The organism is Metallosphaera javensis (ex Hofmann et al. 2022) (genome assembly GCF_022064045.1).
Taxonomy (GTDB): Archaea; Thermoproteota; Thermoprotei_A; order Sulfolobales; family Sulfolobaceae; genus Metallosphaera; species Metallosphaera javensis.
In genome coordinates, this window is sequence record NZ_JAKNCW010000029.1 from 1 (window position 1) to 17,917 (window position 17,917).

Consider the following 17,917-nt stretch of genomic DNA (forward strand, 5'->3'; position numbering starts at 1 on the left):
TGTACCTCGCGTATCCCCTCCTCTTGAGCCTCTTCCCCCTCGCGTACCTCGGGCTTACCTCCTCCGCCTCCCTCATCACTAGCTCCTCCACCTCCTCAACAGGTTTATGAGCCAGTGCTTAGGAAATACGGGGTCGAACACGATGTGTACCAACTCCTCCTGGAGTTGGTACGCGGGTTCGATAGTTAGTTTGCTCATGGTATGACATCGTGTTCCCCTTAAAGTATTACTGAAAAATGATAGATTAATTTTGATCTTCTCACGTAGATTAACTAATTACAATTCGCAATGGAAACCTGAATCGCCCTATCCAAGGATAAGTATATTAGACAATCAAGTATTAGTCATGCAATGAAGAAGGAAAATTTCATTTCAGGTAGTATAAGGAGAACATTGAACATGGGATCAAGGAATATAAAATCAATAGGCACATCTTCTACTATTGTCCTCGTCACAACAATTATTGTTATTGGGGTAGTTGCCATAGCCGGATTATACCTATTTTCCCCAGCATCCCATCCTATTCAACAACCTTCATATACTACTGGACCATCAACCGGTAGTTCCTCCAGTGGAGGCGGGTCCACAAATCAAGGCTCTTCTGCTGGAACGTCTAGCCAAAGTACAGGTGGACAAACAACATCATCCTCTTCCACCTCCTCGTCTACAAGTACAACATCCAGTGGCTCAGGCAATGCTAGCTCATCCACCAGCACCAGCTCAGGTTCAAGTTCTGGGTCTTCTACCAGCACCTCTGCGTCTATATCCGAGGTAGAAGTGCTTAATGTATGTGGCTCTGTATCAATAATTGCTGGCCAATTCCACATAAATTCAAATATTCAACTCTCCACTTCTTATAGTGGTAATGAGGCCATAATTCAGGGCTCATCTACCGAGTCAGGTAACACAACGATCTGCGTCCCTTCAACGGTCACTCAGATAATCATTGAGAGATCTAACGCAAACATTTACATTTCTAACAACTATGTGACCAGCATTACAGCTATAACTAGCAATGGAAATATAGAAATAATATCTAGCTCGGCGTCTAACGTACAGGCAGAGACATCAAATGGTGGTATAATTCTTCAGCTCAACTCTCCCCATTCAGTTAGTGCAACCGCCTCTAATGGGGCAATACAGGCTCAATTCTCGACTTTAGATGGCGGATCCATTTCCCTAGTCACATCAAACGGTGATATTTGCTTTACTACCCCTACCTCCTCTAGTATACAGGTATCCGCCACGACCAGTAATGGCGTGATTACATATACCTTACCCTTGACAAACGTAGAAAACATCAATGGAGAACTACTCACCGGTTATATGAATGGAGGAGCAACACATGTATCATTAGAAACCTCCAATGCTAATATTGAAATAAATTAATAAATATTTATAAATAATTTTTATTTGATTTATAAAGCAATTAATACTTTACAAACGAGTGTGTCCATAGTGTCGTCAAACTTGCATAAATTTGTTTTATGGCTTCGTGACTTCGCATTGAACCCCTTAAACCTTAAAATATGCCAACATGACGACACTATGAGTGTGTCCAACAATATTGCTATAATAGACAAAATTTAAGTTGGGCCAAGACGGGTTGAGTTTGGGTGAGAGCGTGGAGATCGCGTCTCTCCCCGTCCCGACCCAGATAATGTGTTACCTTTTCCTCTCCATAACAGGGGTTGAACACGAGCACATCACCTTCGTGAGGAACAGGGTTGAATAGGTCTTCAGAACGGTGAAGCACAGGCTCTCCGGAATGGACTTCCACTTTCCCATGGAACTCCAGTAAGTGGAGCCTAAGGAAGTGGTTCTCCACCTACTTCACCGTCTACAATCTGTTGCAATTGTGGCAGGTGAGATAAATTGTTGGACACACTCTCATCGCCCAAAGTTGGTGTTTTAAACTCAATCCTCTTGAGTGAACTCACTACTTTACTAGCCGTAAGTTGTCCAATCTTGGCGTTGGAGTTCCTTCTTCATTTTATCACTAGCTCATATGGTCTCAAACTTCACTAAGCTGGGCGTTTCAACTTGTATGACTTCTTGCAATTCCTGTTCTACGTTATTAATTGAAATTGTTCCTGGAAGTGCATAGAAAATAGAGTTTGACAGCCAAATACCTTTACCTTTCACCACGTAACTCCCCATCGCCTTGGTCACCTCTGTACCTTTAGATTCCATTGATTTGAGAAACTTTTCCCATCCTGTCGTTCTAATGCCCGTGACAATCTTCTTTATTAACTTATCCTTGTCCTCATGAAGCTCCACTTTCAGATCTACTCCATACTCCTTTCTTATAAAAGCCAACTCCGATTCGATAGCCTTTATGAGCCCGTCCAACTTACTTGCCAAATTCATTAGGTTGTTAAGATAGGATCTAGTATCATCAAATGCCTCACTTTTTGGAACGTTGTATATCTTTTCCATATAATGCGACAACATGTTCAGGTGAGTTACGAGTCTGTATATCGTGAGATCGCTGCTTATCAGTTGGGAAATAGTAGCTTTCAACTCTTCTTCTCTGATCTCTATTGTTAGCTTGGAGATATCCTTTATCACCGTCATTTTGCCGCTTCCTCCAACTAAATACTTGAAATTAATGGTCGGAATTTTTAAGTTAGTGCCCTTATAATATTCTAGGCCAGCTCTCTCAATCAGATTGCCGTTACCTTGAGGGATCTTGAATACCACCAGCTTCCCCTTATTGGAACAAATTACACCCGTATCATTTATCCTTACCATATCGGTATTCCTAACTATATCAATATTCTTCTCCGGATTCATCACTCCTGATAGCTTGTCCAATATCACGAAGTAATGGAATTGTTCTTCGAAATCACTCTCAGTCACCTTGGTGTGGTCACTTTGAAGCCTCTTCAACGGATCGCATATTATACCCTTCTGAACATCTTGCTCGGCCAACATATCACTTTCTGCATTTATTTGTGAACTCATATATATTTTTAGTTTCTCGGTTAAGAATGAAAAGGCATCCCTTAGTCCATCTGATTCCAGCTTGCCGCAGTACACTCCAAAATGCACCTTATCATCTGAGGGTCTCAATGAGAGCAACTTATTCACGTGAGTCCTTATCTCATCGAGACCGTTATCACTGTAAAAAAACTGCACATTCTCCGGAAGATCATACATCAACTCAAAGTCTATGGACGAGAATTTGGGTGCATGGAAATCACATTTGTCCCTCACCTTTGGTCTCACTGAATCAATGAGTCCGAAACCCACTATTTGATTGTTCTCGTTCACGAAGAAATTATACAATTTACCTCCGTTGGCATATAACTGCAGCAGTTTCCTTCTGGAGTTACCATTAAACGCGTTGAGATGTTCCATATACACGGCGTTATCGGCTGTGGGTTTACTATCCAGTGTAAATGAGATGCTCTTCTTACCTTTTATCCTATTCCAAGTTTTACTATCCATCATAGTGATACAGAGGGCGGAGGGTGTAATATCTTCCTTTACCTTGATTATGTCTAGGTTACTGATCAGATGTATGATGAATCGCTCCAACTCCTTCACGTCACCATCCAATAACTTTGCTAGGTATTCATGAGGCCTCTCCCTACCATTCACGATACCCATTTCCTCTAAGACCTTTCCCAGATCTATGGGAATGACTTTAGGATACCTGCAAAGGAGAACGGGAAACGACGGACCTCTGGGTGCATATATTGGGATATTCTTGTCAGACTCGTCCTTGACCTTCTGTATTACTTCATTGACGTTATTGAATACCGAGAATTCATCCTCGGATATCAGGAGATGCCTGCCCGTATCATCTAGAGGGATGACTATCCTAATGTAGTCAAGTTTACTTTGGTTCAAAAGCTCTTTGATTTTTTTGACCATACTATATTCCACATAGGCCGAGCGAAGCTGGTTTAGATACTCTATCGCGTCTCTTTTAATACTATCAAATTCCTGCTCTTTTACGGGGGGAAATCCGTATTTGAATTGATTGATCCTTAGCAAGATCTTGGTCTGATCGTCATATTTCAGATCTCTTATGGCATTGATTAGATCTTCCCTAGTAATACGCATTCTCCCTTTCATAATAGTTTTGTTTTCAAAAAGTACAGGAAGAATTCCCGTTATTTCTGTCTCCCATAATGTTAGCATTTCCTCCCTTTTATCGTTGGACTGTGTTTTGGAATACATTATAGTGTCCAAAGGTACGCCCAACTGTCTTCTCAAAGCCACCCTCAAAATGGATATATACTTTTCCTCGTGCGCACTTGACTTATCATAGGGTATGGCATATGCATAGGTCATACCCTTAAGATACATTTTGGATTTTAGCTCAACTAATATCAATTTTATGCTATAATTCAACAAGTAAATTTGCCACATAACCCTCCAAGGTACTTCCCTATATCTAACTAGACCACCGCTCTCATTATCCTCTATAAATATCCTTGTAACTATCCTAGACACTAATCTTCCTGTCTGAATTAATTCTTGAATAGAGGTCTTCCTCAACTCCTCGGTATCTTTCTGAAGTCGCTTGAATCGCTCCACCAGTCTTTCCAGAACAGGGCTAGTCCCCCTTTCCTTGGAGTAATCTAGGTTTTCCAGCAGCCTAGTAGGAACCTCTTTAACAACGAACGTAATCTTCCCCTTTTCATCCTTCTCCTTCTCTATGGATTCTACTATAGCCCCCAGAGAGTAATCTATGGCTCCTGGCTGATAATACCTGACCATCTTCTCGTAGGATATTCGGGAAACAGATCCAGAGAACTTCTGGGACTTGATATCCGGATCATCAAGAATAATTTCGGCCTCTTTTTTTGTCTCTAAGGTGTAAAAGGAGGCATATACCTTACGCCGCCTGAGGTCCGGAGTTTTGGTTGAGCCAATCCTATGAAACCTTATCAAGCCTAAGTCTCTCAGTTCTTGTATATCCTCGTCCTCCTTAACTTCCTGCAAGGTTATCTCCTTACCCAGTTTACCCTTCCTCACGGCTAATGCAAACTTCTCTTCAAAAAACCTGCTAAGGTCACTGTCATAAGATAGAATTATATTCTCTGGACCTAATTCCTTCCAGTTAGTGAAGGTCTGCTCAGGATTGTCTCCGAGGAATGGAACGAGATCACTTATACTCCTAGGGAATATTACGCTCTCCACGAAGGATAAGTCAGGATCTCTTCCCTTTCTTCCCTCTCGTTGAATGAATTCCTTTATATGATCTGGAAGACCATAATGAACTACCCTTTTAGCCGCCTTAAAGTTTACCCCTTGTCCTAACGTCTTCACCGAGATAAGTAGTTTTATTTCATTTTCGCTAACCCGCTGAATTATATTTCCAGGATCTTTACGGAGAGAATGATGTATTGCTATCCTGTTATCCATGTCTTTTGGATTTAGCTCATAATACAGTCTCTCTGCTTCTGTAATGTAATTAGTGAATAGAAAGGTTAGGCCTTCGTCTTCTGCAAGTGATTTCAGATAGATCTTGTAGGATGTAGTATTTTCCCTAAGCGAGACTAAGGACTTGGCCCTAACTAGGATATCTCGCAACTTTAGGTCACGTGATTTACCGTCCAAATACTTATCCAATTCCTCTAGAAATTGTAGATTTTCCTTGCCTAGATATAGGAGGGTGTGACTTTCCCTGGGTTTTGGAGAAGATCCAGAAATGAACACTGTTTCCCTTGAGTTCAGTCTCTCCAGTGAGATGGAGTCCCTTAGAGTAGCACTCATAATCACCAGCTGCGGAACTTCGCTCTTTAGTACCTCCCCATATAACACCTTCAATAACGTCAATAGTTTTAGCGCCTGTGAACTGGTGTAGAAATCGAATTCATCAAGGACTATGAAGTCAACCTTATCAAATGGCTTTAACCTACTCCTGGAGTGAAGGTTCCTAGCTATCTTCTCAGGATTAGTAATTACTATAGTTGCATTTATAGCATCGTCCAGGGAATCGTGTTCCTTATCATAATTACCGTCGTACCTAACAGGGCCCTTAACCAGGGGAGATCTCTTCACGCAGTCTGTGAAGTATTTTGAAAGTCTTCTCTCCTGGTCTCTCCCCAGGGAAACCGTCGGATAAATCACCAGGGCCCGAGCACCTATTTTCTCATGAATAAGGTACAACAAGTAAATGAACCAAGCCTCAGTCTTCCCGGATCCTGTATCTGACCCAAGTATGACATTCTTGCCATCCCTTAGTTTCTCAAATGTCTCTAATTGATGCCGATATAATTTGAACTTAGCAAGTTCGCACGCGTCACCCACCTCCAATCCGGAAATTATATCCCTAAGGGTCTTATCTGATATTTCCACCTGTTTTTTGTTTTCGCTTATTATTTCAAGGAAATTTATACTAGAATTGCCCACTCTCTTCTCGACAACTTGCAAAAGACACTCTAGTTAAATGAACTTCAAAATTTTTTAAACATTACCTTTCTTAGCTTTTCAATTTAATTTCTGAGAACTCAAGATTACCTCCCCACATTGATGTCACGATCTTATCACTAAATATTCCGTCCCTCCGCGGGGCCCTATTTGCCTTTGATTATCAATGGTAACTGTATCAACCTTTAACTCACCCCACTTGGCCCTTACCATACTTAGAATTTCGTCCCTGAGCCTCTTATCATCCTCATGAAAGATGAGAAATTTTCTTTTCATTCTTTTCGTCCTAACCAGAAACTTTTCGAAACGCGAAAAATACAAGTCCAGTCTGCCTCTTCTAGGATTATATACAAATTCGCTAGAAAATCTATAGTAAACTCTTTTTCCCAAGTATCTCTGAAACGCGCTCTCCCTCAACCACGCCCAGTAAAAAAAGGAGAGCTCCATATACTGCACCTCGTCGAAAAACGGAGGGTCCGTGATGAGTGTCGCCTCTCTGGGATAGCTATAAGTAAGAGCGTTTCCCAAAAGAAGTTTCACATCACCATTCCCTCCAAATCCCCGTGAAAACCTTCTCAGGGTGTTTTCAAATATCTGAAAGGGATCCAAGTTCTCATGCTCCTTTGGAACCCAGTAGCTGGGTACTCCCCAGGTACCAGCCCCTCTCCTTTTCATCGTTGATGATGGAAACAGCGAGGCGCAGAAAGCAGCGTAAAGTGCAATCCTCGTATTGATCGAAGCGTCCGCCTCATCAATGGCCTTCAAGAGGGCATACAGCTTCCTGAAATTATCTAAAGTGAAGAGCTGACTAACCCTATCCACGTTTCTCTTCTTGAAGAATGGAGTTCCATCGCGGTAATAGAGGAAATCATTTTTTAGATGTCTTTTCCTCACTTTCATCTCATTTGCCATTTCAAGAACCAGCTTTCCCCTATCCATGAATTCATCCCTATTGATGGGCTGGGTGTTCAGGAACGTGACGAGCCACGCATAGGGATTTATGTCTAGATATACTGCTCTCCTTCCAGTATCCGCCGCGGTGCGTACTATCGCACCTGATCCACCGAAGGGATCTATAACCAGGTCGGTTGAATCTGCGACCAACTCACTTACAAGGGTCTGAGGTTTCCTACCCCAGTACCTCATCAGCGTGAAATTTTCCCATGATAAGTATTGACATGGATGCATGTAATGAATTTTTCTATGGAACGCGGGAACCTAAAGGATGGCACTAATCCCACGGCTATCACATCGTTGCATTCACAAACCTCTTCCCGTAATTTGTTACTTTTCCCGGAATTTCCTGAACCTTAAATATTCCAAAGATGATTGTAGCGTTATCAGACTTGCATAAACTAGTCTTGCGGCGTTACGAGTTCTGAACTCCTTGAAAATCAAAAACATACAAACATAACGACACCATGAACAGGATGAGGTTATAAGGTGATTATTCAGTATGTAAATCGATAAAGATTTATATTTTGAGGAACAATATATTTTAATGTCAACGCTTACCACTGACCATCCAGATTTGTTTTCTGACGAGTTCTCAGAATTCTATCAAGAGGTCTTAAAACACGAGCTTTGTCTCATTCGCTTCAATGACATTTGTGAAAAGATTAATGATAAATATTATGTTCCAAGCTCAAAATATAATGTAGCTCATAACTTTGACGCGACCCTCACAATCCTAGACCTAGCATATCTTTATCTCAACTACTACAAGCGTGGGTCCGCAGATGTGGGAGGTCTTCTTCCGCTTATTGATTACCTGAAGTCAGCTCGCCTTCTCATAGATCTTCCGTGCACCGACAACACCCTAGATAAGGTTCTGGAGGCGGCTTCCAACAATCCCGTCCTTGAGATTAACATTGGATCTGACAACGTATTTCGGCACTTCAAGATCCTAGATCGTATAAGGCGCAAAGGGGAGAGCGTTCTGAACGAGGTACTTCGGCTAGTTAATGAGAGGAGAGACTCATGTTTCAAAACGGCCTACGGGGAGCTGCTTCGGCTTTTCAGGTACGAGAATTCTCTACCCTATTCACAGGGAGAGCTGAGATCTCCTTACTATGTACTGGAAGCCTTCTTACTCCCGTTTATTGAAGATTACATACCCAACAATATACACGACGTTGATATTCTCTGCGAAAGAGAGAACCGGGTGATATGCGAGGCGTTAAAGTTTGAAGGCGTCAAAAAGTTAAATTCCTATCAATTTGAGATGATAAAACAGCTGAGAGAAAAGATAAATGAACCTAAGCTAGGTATAATTTCTGCACCTACTGGATCAGGGAAAACCTACATTTTCACCGTTTATCTCCTCATGAAACTATTGAGGTTTGGAGGTGCTGGCCTATTGATTTACCCCACAAAGACACTTGCGAGGGAGCAGTTGGAGAAACTTGTCAAGCTCGTGTACTACATCAATAAATTCCGTGAAAGGAAGATCCACCTCTACATACTTGATGGTAACAGTAAGAATCAGATTCCAGATAACGACGATTTCAGGGGAGGAATGGAACTGAAGATAAACAATTCCAGACTGAGGATAGTTTACAGGAAAGGTAAACCATGTCTTGTTAACGAAAAGGATGAAATCCAAGAGGAGATTGACTGGATCAGCGAGTACAAGAAAGTGGAGAGAATCGAGGAACCCGCTGTGGTCATATCCAACCATTCCATGATATCCAATCACCTTACTAGGAACATAGGTGAGAACCATTGGATAGTGAGCTTGCTTGACAAGTTAAATACCCTCGTTATAGACGAGGCACATATCTTTCTAAACTCGAAGGATCTTTCTGACTTCATCCATTTTCTTCTCCTGAGAATATTTCTCTATATTATTTCGGGTGAAGGCGAAATAGACTTGGACGAGGGAATACGTAAGATCATGAAACAGAGAGTGTTTGACGTCTTGATATCAAGCGCTACCATGGAAAACAGGAACATCCTTGAGGACAACTTTCAGACATCCCAATTAGCTGGAATAGACTTGAGCACCTCTTCAGGATTGGCGGGGATAGACTCTGGCCCTTCTTCAGAAAAGGATAAGCAATCTCCTGACCTATCCCCCATATTCAGGGGCCCTCTGAAGGACCTATTCGATTCAGAGATTTTCGTTCGCTATTACTCCACTTTTGATCGTAAAGAGTCTAAGAGGAAGCTGGTAGTGACCTCCCTATTCTTCCCTTCTCCTTCAACTTCTTCGACCACTCACTTCATAGAGGCACTGAACACTTCGCTTCTGTGGACCTTGGGAGTGGGTCGAGGCGTTTCCAGAGTAACGAAAAGGAATTATGAACCCCATGTTTTGGCCTTCATAGACAGCAAGGAAACTCAGGAGGAAGTGTTTCGGAACTTGGTAAGAAGAGGTCTAAGAAAAGAGGAATTTCACAAGGACAAGCTACTCATCGACAAGTCCTCGAATCAAGGGCAAGGAGGGGAGAAGTTCAGTATATCCAAAAAGATGATATCCATCCTGAGAGAAAACGCTATCAAGAGCATGGGGAACAAGCTTGATGCAGGGTATCAGACGTTCCTCAGATACTCACATCTCCAACTTTTCCTAGATTCGAAGGAGATAGATGCATATCTCCTCGGGAATTTGGATGAAGCTCGCTCCAAGGAGTTGAAAGATCTCGCTGAGGAGATATCCGTCGCCGCTAGAGGGCTGAAAAAGGATAGTTTCATTCATCATAATGAAAAACACTTTTTTGTGATTAAGCACAACGCAGACCTAGACGAGGTTAGAAATAGGATTGAGGCCATACTGTCCCAGAAAATTTGGAATGTCTGCATATCAACCTCTACCCTAGAGGTTGGTGTTAATCTGAATAATGTCAATGTGGTGATGCAACATGGAATTCCCTCCTCAAGTGAAAGTTACATTCAGAGGCTCGGGAGAAGCGGAAGGACTAACGAATCGTTTAGAATATCATTTGGTACAATCTTCCTAAAAAATATGGGAAAAGATATATCATTTCTTGACGAAGGTAGAGCCTTTAGGGAATTATTCAACATAGAAAGGAAAAATTTTGGTAGAGACTTCGATAGGGAGACGTTAATCAGATACGGAGTATTGATCCACGCCGAATTGGAGAGGCTCTTTCCAGGTAAAGAATATGATGGACTAAGGGAAATCATGAAAAGATATGTTCCAGCTGAGGCTGACCGCATTGTAGAAACCATTAAGGAGATTCTTGACAACAAGAGAGAATTATTGAGAAATATTCCCGATTCTAAGACTGATAACGTTGGAATTCACAGTTTATCAGGTCTGAATTACGAGTTGATTCGCTCCCTAGCGACCATCTTCGCGCTAATAAGTGGAGACGGGAAAACACGACTTGCTGGGGAAATTCACTCAATAATTGACAAGCTTAACCAATATTCTATGTATGGAGATATTAGTACTCTTGTGTCCCAGAAACTTATGTGGTTTTACGGCTACATAAGTGACGTTTTATCAAGGGTCAAGAAAGATCCAAAGCTTATGAGGATGCCAAATGTGAAAAAAGAGATAGAAAGGGCTAATAGCATTTTGAAAAAAATAATAAGTCTTAACCTCACAGACATGTTTACCACCCATAACGAAATAAATCTTAACTTAGATGAGAGGATCAACTTCTTCCTTCTCGGTAATAGGATACCTCATCCAGCCATAATCACGGATATTCAGGGCACGAGAATTGAGATAGATGAGAGCAATATTGAGGTAACCCGTGAGAAAAACATCATAGTAGTCGACGTATTTGCCAACAGAAATCTCAGGACGCTCAATAGGAACCGAAGCGAACTCCTAAGAAATATTCCTTTTAAATATTACGGGTGATATGGATGAGCATTCCTTTCCCTAACTACGAGTATAAAATAGCTTATCTGGGACAGCTAAGTCTGGTGGACAAAGTTTTGGATATAAGTATGAAAAAATATGTTAAATTCAGATATAAGCAAGGCACTGAACAATGGAAGGATTTATTGATGCCCATAAATCCTCTGGGCACATATGCATCTAGAATAACTATCGAAGGATACAGAAAAATATTTGGAGGTGCCATGAGAGAGATTGAGTTAAATGAAGGAGCCTATCCGGTCCTATTCGTTTATAATGGAAAATACGGAGGGAGTCAAGACTCAGACAAATACCTAGGTGGTGTTTCACTGGATCCAAAGGGAGCGGATACCGAGAAAACCGGGTTAAAGTACATACTAGGTTATTCCGGATCGCTTAGTCCGGGAGAGTGGAAAAATCGCCAGGGATCCAGATACGCTAGGCTTTTTTTCACCCTAATCGTGGACGACATACTATTTGACAAGATTAAGGACTTTAATGACTTGAGGATTTCCACAGACCGCACCATTGTTGCTAGCAATGTGAGGAAGTGGGTGATTGAAGCCAGAGATGTTAAGGCCTATCTGAGACAAACACCCTTAGTTTCTGATTCTGCAAAGGAGCAGGAGTCCACAACGATTACGCCAGGGGATCTGGAACTGATCTATCTTGGCTCGCAGATCTCAGGATATGCCTGGCGCTACAGCGACTCCGCAGGATCCAATCAGAAGTATCGTCCAAGGAAATTCCTCTTTCTCTTTCCGCTGGTAATACCATTCTCCCTGGTGCTACCCACCGGAAGCTCTGATGAGCCTCTTCCGCGTGACTTAATTCTAAATGTTCCTATGTTAAATATTCAGTTTAAAGGTTTGGACTGTAATAAGATTCAGAAGTTAGCGGACTGGATATTCTCAAAACATAAGGAATCTCTTGTAAAGATATTACTTAACAGGGAACTTTTGAAAACCCTGGTCAATATCCTATCAGATGATATTATTTTCTTAAAACAAAAAGAAATTTACAAAAAGTTATACCCACTTGAGGTTGATGTAAATACAAAGATATACTACAGCAAATTGAAATTTCTTTCTCCAAATCTAAGATTAATATTAAGGATTTATGACAACCGAAACTTGAAAAATACCAAGAATATAACTGAATTCGTAGTAGAGATTATTAAGACCCTGTTGAATCAAGACGACTTAAATAATCAAATTAATACGGATGTAGTGAAAAAAAGGACCGAAGAGTTATTAAAGAGGGCGATAGGTATTTACGCCTTAGCCCACGGGTTGCACGGAGTATCCCACCTGACTATGAAGGTCTTGTCAAACCTCTCTGGTTTAGATCAGTTTGGGGAAAGGATTGTGGTTGGGATGGAATCCTGCAGATTTGAAATGTTGGGGAAGATACAGGACATGATCATCGAGAACACCTTCGAATTCAGAGAGTCTGAGTCAAACTCGCACATTCTAATCTTTGGAAAGAAACCCTTCACTTACGACTACGTGAAGAACGTATTTCAGGGCCAAGATCTGGATCAGGTCATGAGGAATGAATTAATGAGAATCTTAACTAGGGATGGACGAGATTCATGCGAGGAAAACTTTGACCGGGAGAAAAGGTTGATAGGTCCAGCTAAGAACCTGCTATTGGCTTCGAGCTCATTTGGCCAGATGATGGAGAGTACAATTAAGGATTACATCAATGAGAGGATCCTAGCCACAAGAACCATATACAGATATCTATACGAGTGGAATATTAGACCCGCAATTGTGAAGTCCGGAATCAGGGAGGAGGAGAGGCGCCTCCTTAATACATTCGCTCAGTTTATCCTGCCCTACTATGTGAATCAATGCGTTGACGGGTGTCACAACTGCGTCATAGTAGGGAGGAACGTGGGATCTGGGCTGTGCGACATGTCTCCCCTCGAACAGGAAATGAAAATTAGCAAGTGGGCCGCCCTGTGCCTCCTCAAATATAAGGGATGGGTGAACCTACCCTGGGTAGATTGCGACCTTACCTAGTTTTGGATCTTAAAAGGGGACAGTCCTGGTTTACGCAGATATCGCAATCCTTGTTCATTACGTAAGTCTTACCGTCCTTGGAAGAGTTCTCCAATGTCTCCTGGAATCCCTCCAAATTATCTTTCAGTAACAAGTAGAGGTATTTTTTAGAGACGCTAACTTTTCTGCTTCCAACACTAAGTTCTGTGAGCCCGTCTCCATTAGCATGGAAGGGGTTCCTATACACGAGGACTGCGTGTACCGCTGAAGAATTGAAGGAGGGCGAATTGCTGGAATCTTTTCCCATCATAGTCTTTTCAAAAATTAACTTGTATATCAACAACTGTAAGCCATCAACCTGAACCCATCCAGAAACAGTTGAGGACTTGATCTCAATCAGCACCACGTCATCCCCTGAACTGCACATTATGTCAACCCTACCCCTAAGATTTAACCATGACAGTTCGTACTCCTCGTGACACTTAAAGCCGGACCTCTCAAAATATCCCCTTACCTCCGACTTTATGTCGTCGTGTACTCTCTCCTTACCCTCAATGAACTTTTTAAAGTGTTGATCCATCTTGAAATTATCGCAGGATGAGGTGGAGCGGGCAGCATCCTTCACACCTGTCATGACAGATAGACAAATATTTAGAGTTAAAAACCTTACACCTTTTCATGATGAGTATAGCAGAGACGTTAAGGGAGTTCATTAAACAAGCGCATACCCAGGATCTGGCAACCTCGAAGTATCCGAAAGAATACGGGGAGTTAACTGTAAAGGTGTCGTTTGGGCAGGGATACCCCTCACGCGTACCCTTTATAGCCTTCCTGGGTGAGGGGATGTCACCACGCAAGGGGATTTACCCGGTTTACCTATACTACAAGGATAGAAAGACTCTCATATTGGCTTACGGAATTAGCGAGGAGGAGCATCCTCCCGTGTCATGGCCCTTTGACGATCCAGATCATAACAGGCCAGTTAAAATTTCCGAATATTTTAAGGCACCAGTTCCTCGCTACGGAGACTCATTGGTCTACAAGGCGTATGAAGTGATAGAGGGCGATAACGTGAAGTTCCTTGATGAAAATAAGAGGGAGGTATCCGATCAGGAGCTTGAGGACCACCTTTCTAACCTTGTAAACTTCTATAAAGAGAAAGTCTTAAACCAGATTAAAACAGGGAAGCTAGAGCAATTAGCCGATAAAAAACTTCTACAAGATTTACGCATAAACACTGGGTTCGGAGAAGAGAAGTTTGAGTCCCTCCTAGAGGCTATTATAAAAAATGGAAACCTGTTATTGGTTGGACCCCCTGGAGTAGGAAAGACAGAATTGGCCAAGCGTTTGGCGCGAAAACTTGCCGGGGAGAATTACATTGTCACCACCGCCAATTCGCTTTGGTTTAGGAGAGACGTGATAGGAGGAGAAACAATTAGAAAGGGGACTGTTACCTGGAAAAGCGGCATACTGATAAGGGCTTATAACAAGGCGGCAACTGGAGACCGAGAATATTACATAGTGATAATTGATGAGATAAATAGGGCTGATATAGATAAAGCGTTCAGCGAATTTTTCACAATATTTTCGAGTGTTGATCCGAGTAAATGGGAGTTACCATCATATCTAATTGAGGAAATCAGCAGTTACGAGAGTAAAGATGCTGAGGCTGAAAATTTTCTTAAGAACTATCGTGAGCACGGTAACGGGCCATTAACTAAATTGAGGATTATAGCCACAATGAACCTCGTTGACTCCAGGAACCTCTTTGACATAGGCAGCGCATTACTGAGAAGGTTCTTCGTTTTTGAGTTCAAGTACCCTAAAGGGACAGAGGATCTTGATAACCTCAACATCAAAGTGGATCCTGAAGTAAGGGAGCTCGTGGAGTGCCTCAGAAACAAGTTTGCTAGTATGGGCGAGAACGACCTGAGAGAGGGGCTTGATACCAGGGCCAGGTTTAACATATCCCCAGCGTCATTAAGGAAGGCAATAAACATCTACTCCTCTCTTCGGGAGAGGGATATCCTAGATTTTGTCAATATACTTGGAGGCACTCTTGGAACAGTTAACCCAGAGGACTGGACACTCTACAGCAAGTTCGTTAAAGAGTGTATGGACAATGAGGGAAAGGGAAAGAAGACTGATTGAAAAAGTGGGAAGATACTACTTTGCGTACAGGGGGAAAGTGAACTTAGAATCTCTCCTGGCAAGGGGACTCGAGAGCGTTGAGGTAGACACGATAACAAGATATTTCCTTTTATCCTCGGTCGCAATCAGCGTAATTAACAGGGCCCTTCACTACTTTGATCAGGCTAAGAGGGCCAGACTCACGTACAGGGAGTTCGCTGTGGAATACGACAGTGAACCCATGGGCGTGGTGAATGTTCCCAGATCCCTGCACGTGATGTCCAAGGGAATTTACGCTTACTACACCTACATTAAGGGCTACGATGCCCCAGAATATGCAATAATGAACTATCTGCTTCACAAGATATACGAGGTGGCAGATAGATGCCATAATATTATCAAGAATGTCCATGAGGAGATCAAATATTTCAGGATCATAGACGAACTAAAACAGAAGCTGCAGGAACTTGAACAGGCACTAGACTATTTTAGGGGTAGTTATTATAGGCCATTGACAATCTACGATCCAATCTGGTTGAGGGAAACCTATAAACTGTACAAAATGCTATCTGAACTCGAGACCAAGTCCTTTGGAACTAGATCTGGAGTGATAGTAGAAAGAGAGGAGATGATTAAGTTAGTACTGTGGAGGTTGTACGAAATCTACATCTTCTTCTTGGTTGTGAAGTACCTGGAGGGAGAAGGATTTACTGTAAAAAAGGAAGGAGAAGCTTTCGTGGTCCAAAAGGGGGACAAAGAGATACAGTTGATACTGAACAAAGATCTGGACATATCGCAGTTAGAGAGTGTGGATAATCTAGATAACGTCAATAGTTTTAGAGGAAGACCGGATCTTTCATTAAAAGCAAGGAGGACAATCCTGATTGAATGCAAGTACTCAAACAACGTCAGTTACATAACTGCCAGCCGGTTTAAGATCATGGCTTACGCATACGAATATGATCCCATAACAGTCATACTAGCTTACCCAGGCCTAGATGAAAAGTGGATGGGAGGACAATTACCCCCGGTTCTAGACGTGGAGGAGAGGGCCACGTTCACAATGAATGAAATAGCCAAGAGAGAGGGCTTTATTGAAATAGCCTTTAAAAGTTCTAAAAAATTATATATAGTGGTGCTTGATCCCTCGGATGAGGATGATAAAAATATTTCAAAGATTGCTAGGATATTCACGTCAAACGACTACCTCAAGAGCCTATTATAGATTTCATCCTCTCCATACATCCCTGAGAGCATCTATGGACCTTAATGTGGCGAGATATCCATGTAGAGTGCCGTGCTGTAACGAAAATCGTTCATGAGGCTCTAGATTAGCTCCAAGAAAGATATGATAGTCTATGAAACTGAAACAGATCCTGACTACGTGGGAGAACGGGTGGGGCCTGGAGGTGATCATCAGGGAGATGAGGCTATGACTTGAGGAGGGATCACATGGATCCCTGACGTATACCCAGGGCTTTATCGAGCTTGTTTCCCTGACGTTAATCGTGCAGCTCTTCATGAGGTACTCCCTCAAGCTCTCCCTGGGGGTCAAGGAGATTTCCACGGTGCTGAAAAGAGTTTACCTGGGTCTCGAGAGGAGGCGAAAAGTGTAAAGTAGTACGTCAATCTCGTAGATGATCTATTAATAATTTTAACTGACTATGAACGTCTGAAGGCCTTTAACTAATTTAATCGACGGTGTTAATGCATCCTTATCTTTCCCCTCTTAATACTCACCGCCTCCTCCATCGCCGCCTTGACCTCATCCTCTTCCATTATGCTGTAAAGAAGGCGGTAAAACTCATCGCTGTGGTACTTTGTGTCTAGTTTTATGTGGATTAGCTCGTGTAAGATGAGGTACTTGGCAACTTCATAGGAATTTGCAAGGTCCTCATCTATCGTTATTGTCGCGGTTCTTAGGTTCGCAGAGGCCGCCCACTTTCTATACTTCTTAATCCTCAGATTTACTTTTCTGTCAAGCCCAAGCTGTGAGGAGAGTAATGTAAGCAGTGAGCTAGCTTCTTCCATCACATCCTTCCACCTCATTCTTTACAAGCTTTGCAAGCTCATCGGCAAGGTCTTCCGCTTTATCTATCCCTGAACGGAAAAAGTCAACTAGCAGTTCTGCCTCAAGGTTCTTCATCTCCTTTATTTGAACCTTCCCCTTCTTGCACCAGTATCTTTTTACTATCTGCTCAAGGACGCCTTTTGTGCTATCCAGCTTAGGCTCCTTTCCTGAAACTCTCTTAACGTACTCCGTCATCTCGTAGAGAAGTCTCTCAACAGGGGCCATTGAGTTCAGTCTTTCCTCGTAGCTATTGGCCTCCCCCATAAGGGACTCAAGTTCATTCTTTACGACCTCTATTTCCTTCTTCCTTTCGTTCCACTCCTCGATCAGCTGTATCAACCTTGAGTGTGTCCAACAATATTGCTATAATAGACAAAATTTAAGTTGGGCCAGGACGGGTTGAGTTTGGGTGAGAGCGTGAAGATCGCGTCTCTCCCCGTCCTGACCCAGATAATGTGTTACCTTCTCAGGGTTAATAACCTT

At 42.3% G+C, this 17,917-nt stretch carries 12 protein-coding genes and 2 pseudogenes; 7 read left to right on the forward strand and 7 right to left on the reverse strand.

Features of this window, described 5'->3' with window-relative positions; genetic code table 11:
- Positions 1-590 precede the first annotated feature (590 nt).
- Entirely contained in the window at positions 591-827 is a 237-nt protein-coding gene (locus L3N51_RS11795) for a hypothetical protein (protein ID WP_238027413.1), read from the reverse strand.
- Between L3N51_RS11795 and L3N51_RS12765 the strand changes: the two genes are divergently transcribed.
- Positions 778-1,389 carry a DUF4097 family beta strand repeat-containing protein gene (locus L3N51_RS12765; protein ID WP_428846164.1) on the forward strand — a complete coding sequence of 204 codons (612 nt, stop codon included), beginning with the start codon at positions 778-780 and terminating at the stop codon, positions 1,387-1,389. The two genes, L3N51_RS11795 and L3N51_RS12765, sit on opposite strands and share 50 nt — an antisense overlap.
- A 277-nt stretch (positions 1,390-1,666) precedes the next feature.
- Positions 1,667-1,874 (forward strand): annotated as a pseudogene (locus tag L3N51_RS12770) (IS6 family transposase); the annotation flags it as partial.
- A 130-nt stretch (positions 1,875-2,004) separates the two neighbouring features.
- Here the strand turns inward: L3N51_RS12770 and L3N51_RS11805 are convergent.
- Together L3N51_RS11805 and L3N51_RS11810 are read right to left on the reverse strand one after the other, a co-directional pair.
- Complete coding sequence (locus tag L3N51_RS11805; protein ID WP_238027415.1) at positions 2,005-6,393, reverse strand: DEAD/DEAH box helicase; 4,389 nt, start codon at positions 6,391-6,393, stop codon at positions 2,005-2,007.
- Positions 6,394-6,495: 102 nt separating this feature from the next.
- Positions 6,496-7,536 carry a DNA methyltransferase gene (locus L3N51_RS11810; protein WP_238027416.1) on the reverse strand — a complete coding sequence of 347 codons (1,041 nt, stop codon included), beginning with the start codon at positions 7,534-7,536 and terminating at the stop codon, positions 6,496-6,498.
- A 355-nt stretch (positions 7,537-7,891) separates the two neighbouring features.
- Between L3N51_RS11810 and L3N51_RS11815 the strand changes: the two genes are divergently transcribed.
- On the forward strand, positions 7,892-11,227 hold the full coding sequence (locus L3N51_RS11815; protein ID WP_238027417.1) for a DEAD/DEAH box helicase: 3,336 nt from the start codon (positions 7,892-7,894) through the stop codon (positions 11,225-11,227).
- Between the two features lie 65 nt (positions 11,228-11,292).
- Positions 11,293-13,254 carry a hypothetical protein gene (locus L3N51_RS11820; protein ID WP_238027418.1) on the forward strand — a complete coding sequence of 654 codons (1,962 nt, stop codon included), beginning with the start codon at positions 11,293-11,295 and terminating at the stop codon, positions 13,252-13,254.
- On the opposite strand, the gene L3N51_RS11825 is transcribed toward L3N51_RS11820, so the two are convergent.
- On the reverse strand, positions 13,247-13,867 hold the full coding sequence (locus tag L3N51_RS11825) for a PD-(D/E)XK nuclease family protein (RefSeq protein ID WP_238027419.1): 621 nt from the start codon (positions 13,865-13,867) through the stop codon (positions 13,247-13,249). The two genes, L3N51_RS11820 and L3N51_RS11825, sit on opposite strands and share 8 nt — an antisense overlap.
- 47 nt (positions 13,868-13,914) lie before the next feature.
- On the opposite strand from L3N51_RS11825, the pseudogene L3N51_RS12775 reads away from it, so the two are divergent.
- From L3N51_RS12775 to L3N51_RS11835, 3 genes and pseudogenes are all read left to right on the forward strand, one after another.
- Positions 13,915-14,133, forward strand: a pseudogene (locus tag L3N51_RS12775) (MrcB family domain-containing protein); the annotation flags it as partial.
- A 132-nt stretch (positions 14,134-14,265) separates the two neighbouring features.
- Complete coding sequence (locus L3N51_RS11830) at positions 14,266-15,384, forward strand: AAA family ATPase (RefSeq protein WP_238027420.1); 1,119 nt, start codon at positions 14,266-14,268, stop codon at positions 15,382-15,384.
- Positions 15,356-16,588: a hypothetical protein gene (locus tag L3N51_RS11835; RefSeq protein WP_238027421.1), complete on the forward strand. Its 1,233-nt coding sequence runs from the start codon at positions 15,356-15,358 to the stop codon at positions 16,586-16,588. Before L3N51_RS11830 ends, L3N51_RS11835 begins: the two co-directional genes overlap by 29 nt.
- A 3-nt stretch (positions 16,589-16,591) precedes the next feature.
- Here L3N51_RS11835 and L3N51_RS11840 read toward each other — a convergent pair whose 3' ends face one another.
- The 3 genes from L3N51_RS11840 to L3N51_RS11850 all read right to left on the reverse strand — a co-directional run bounded on the left by L3N51_RS11840 (position 16,592) and on the right by L3N51_RS11850 (position 17,773).
- A complete protein-coding gene (locus L3N51_RS11840; protein WP_238027422.1) occupies positions 16,592-16,885 on the reverse strand; it encodes a hypothetical protein in 294 nt (97 codons plus the stop codon).
- Between the two features lie 182 nt (positions 16,886-17,067).
- Positions 17,068-17,394: a YgjP-like metallopeptidase domain-containing protein gene (locus tag L3N51_RS11845; protein WP_238027424.1), complete on the reverse strand. Its 327-nt coding sequence runs from the start codon at positions 17,392-17,394 to the stop codon at positions 17,068-17,070.
- Positions 17,381-17,773 carry a hypothetical protein gene (locus L3N51_RS11850; protein ID WP_238027423.1) on the reverse strand — a complete coding sequence of 131 codons (393 nt, stop codon included), beginning with the start codon at positions 17,771-17,773 and terminating at the stop codon, positions 17,381-17,383. Before L3N51_RS11850 ends, L3N51_RS11845 begins: the two co-directional genes overlap by 14 nt.
- Positions 17,774-17,917: the final 144 nt, after the last annotated feature.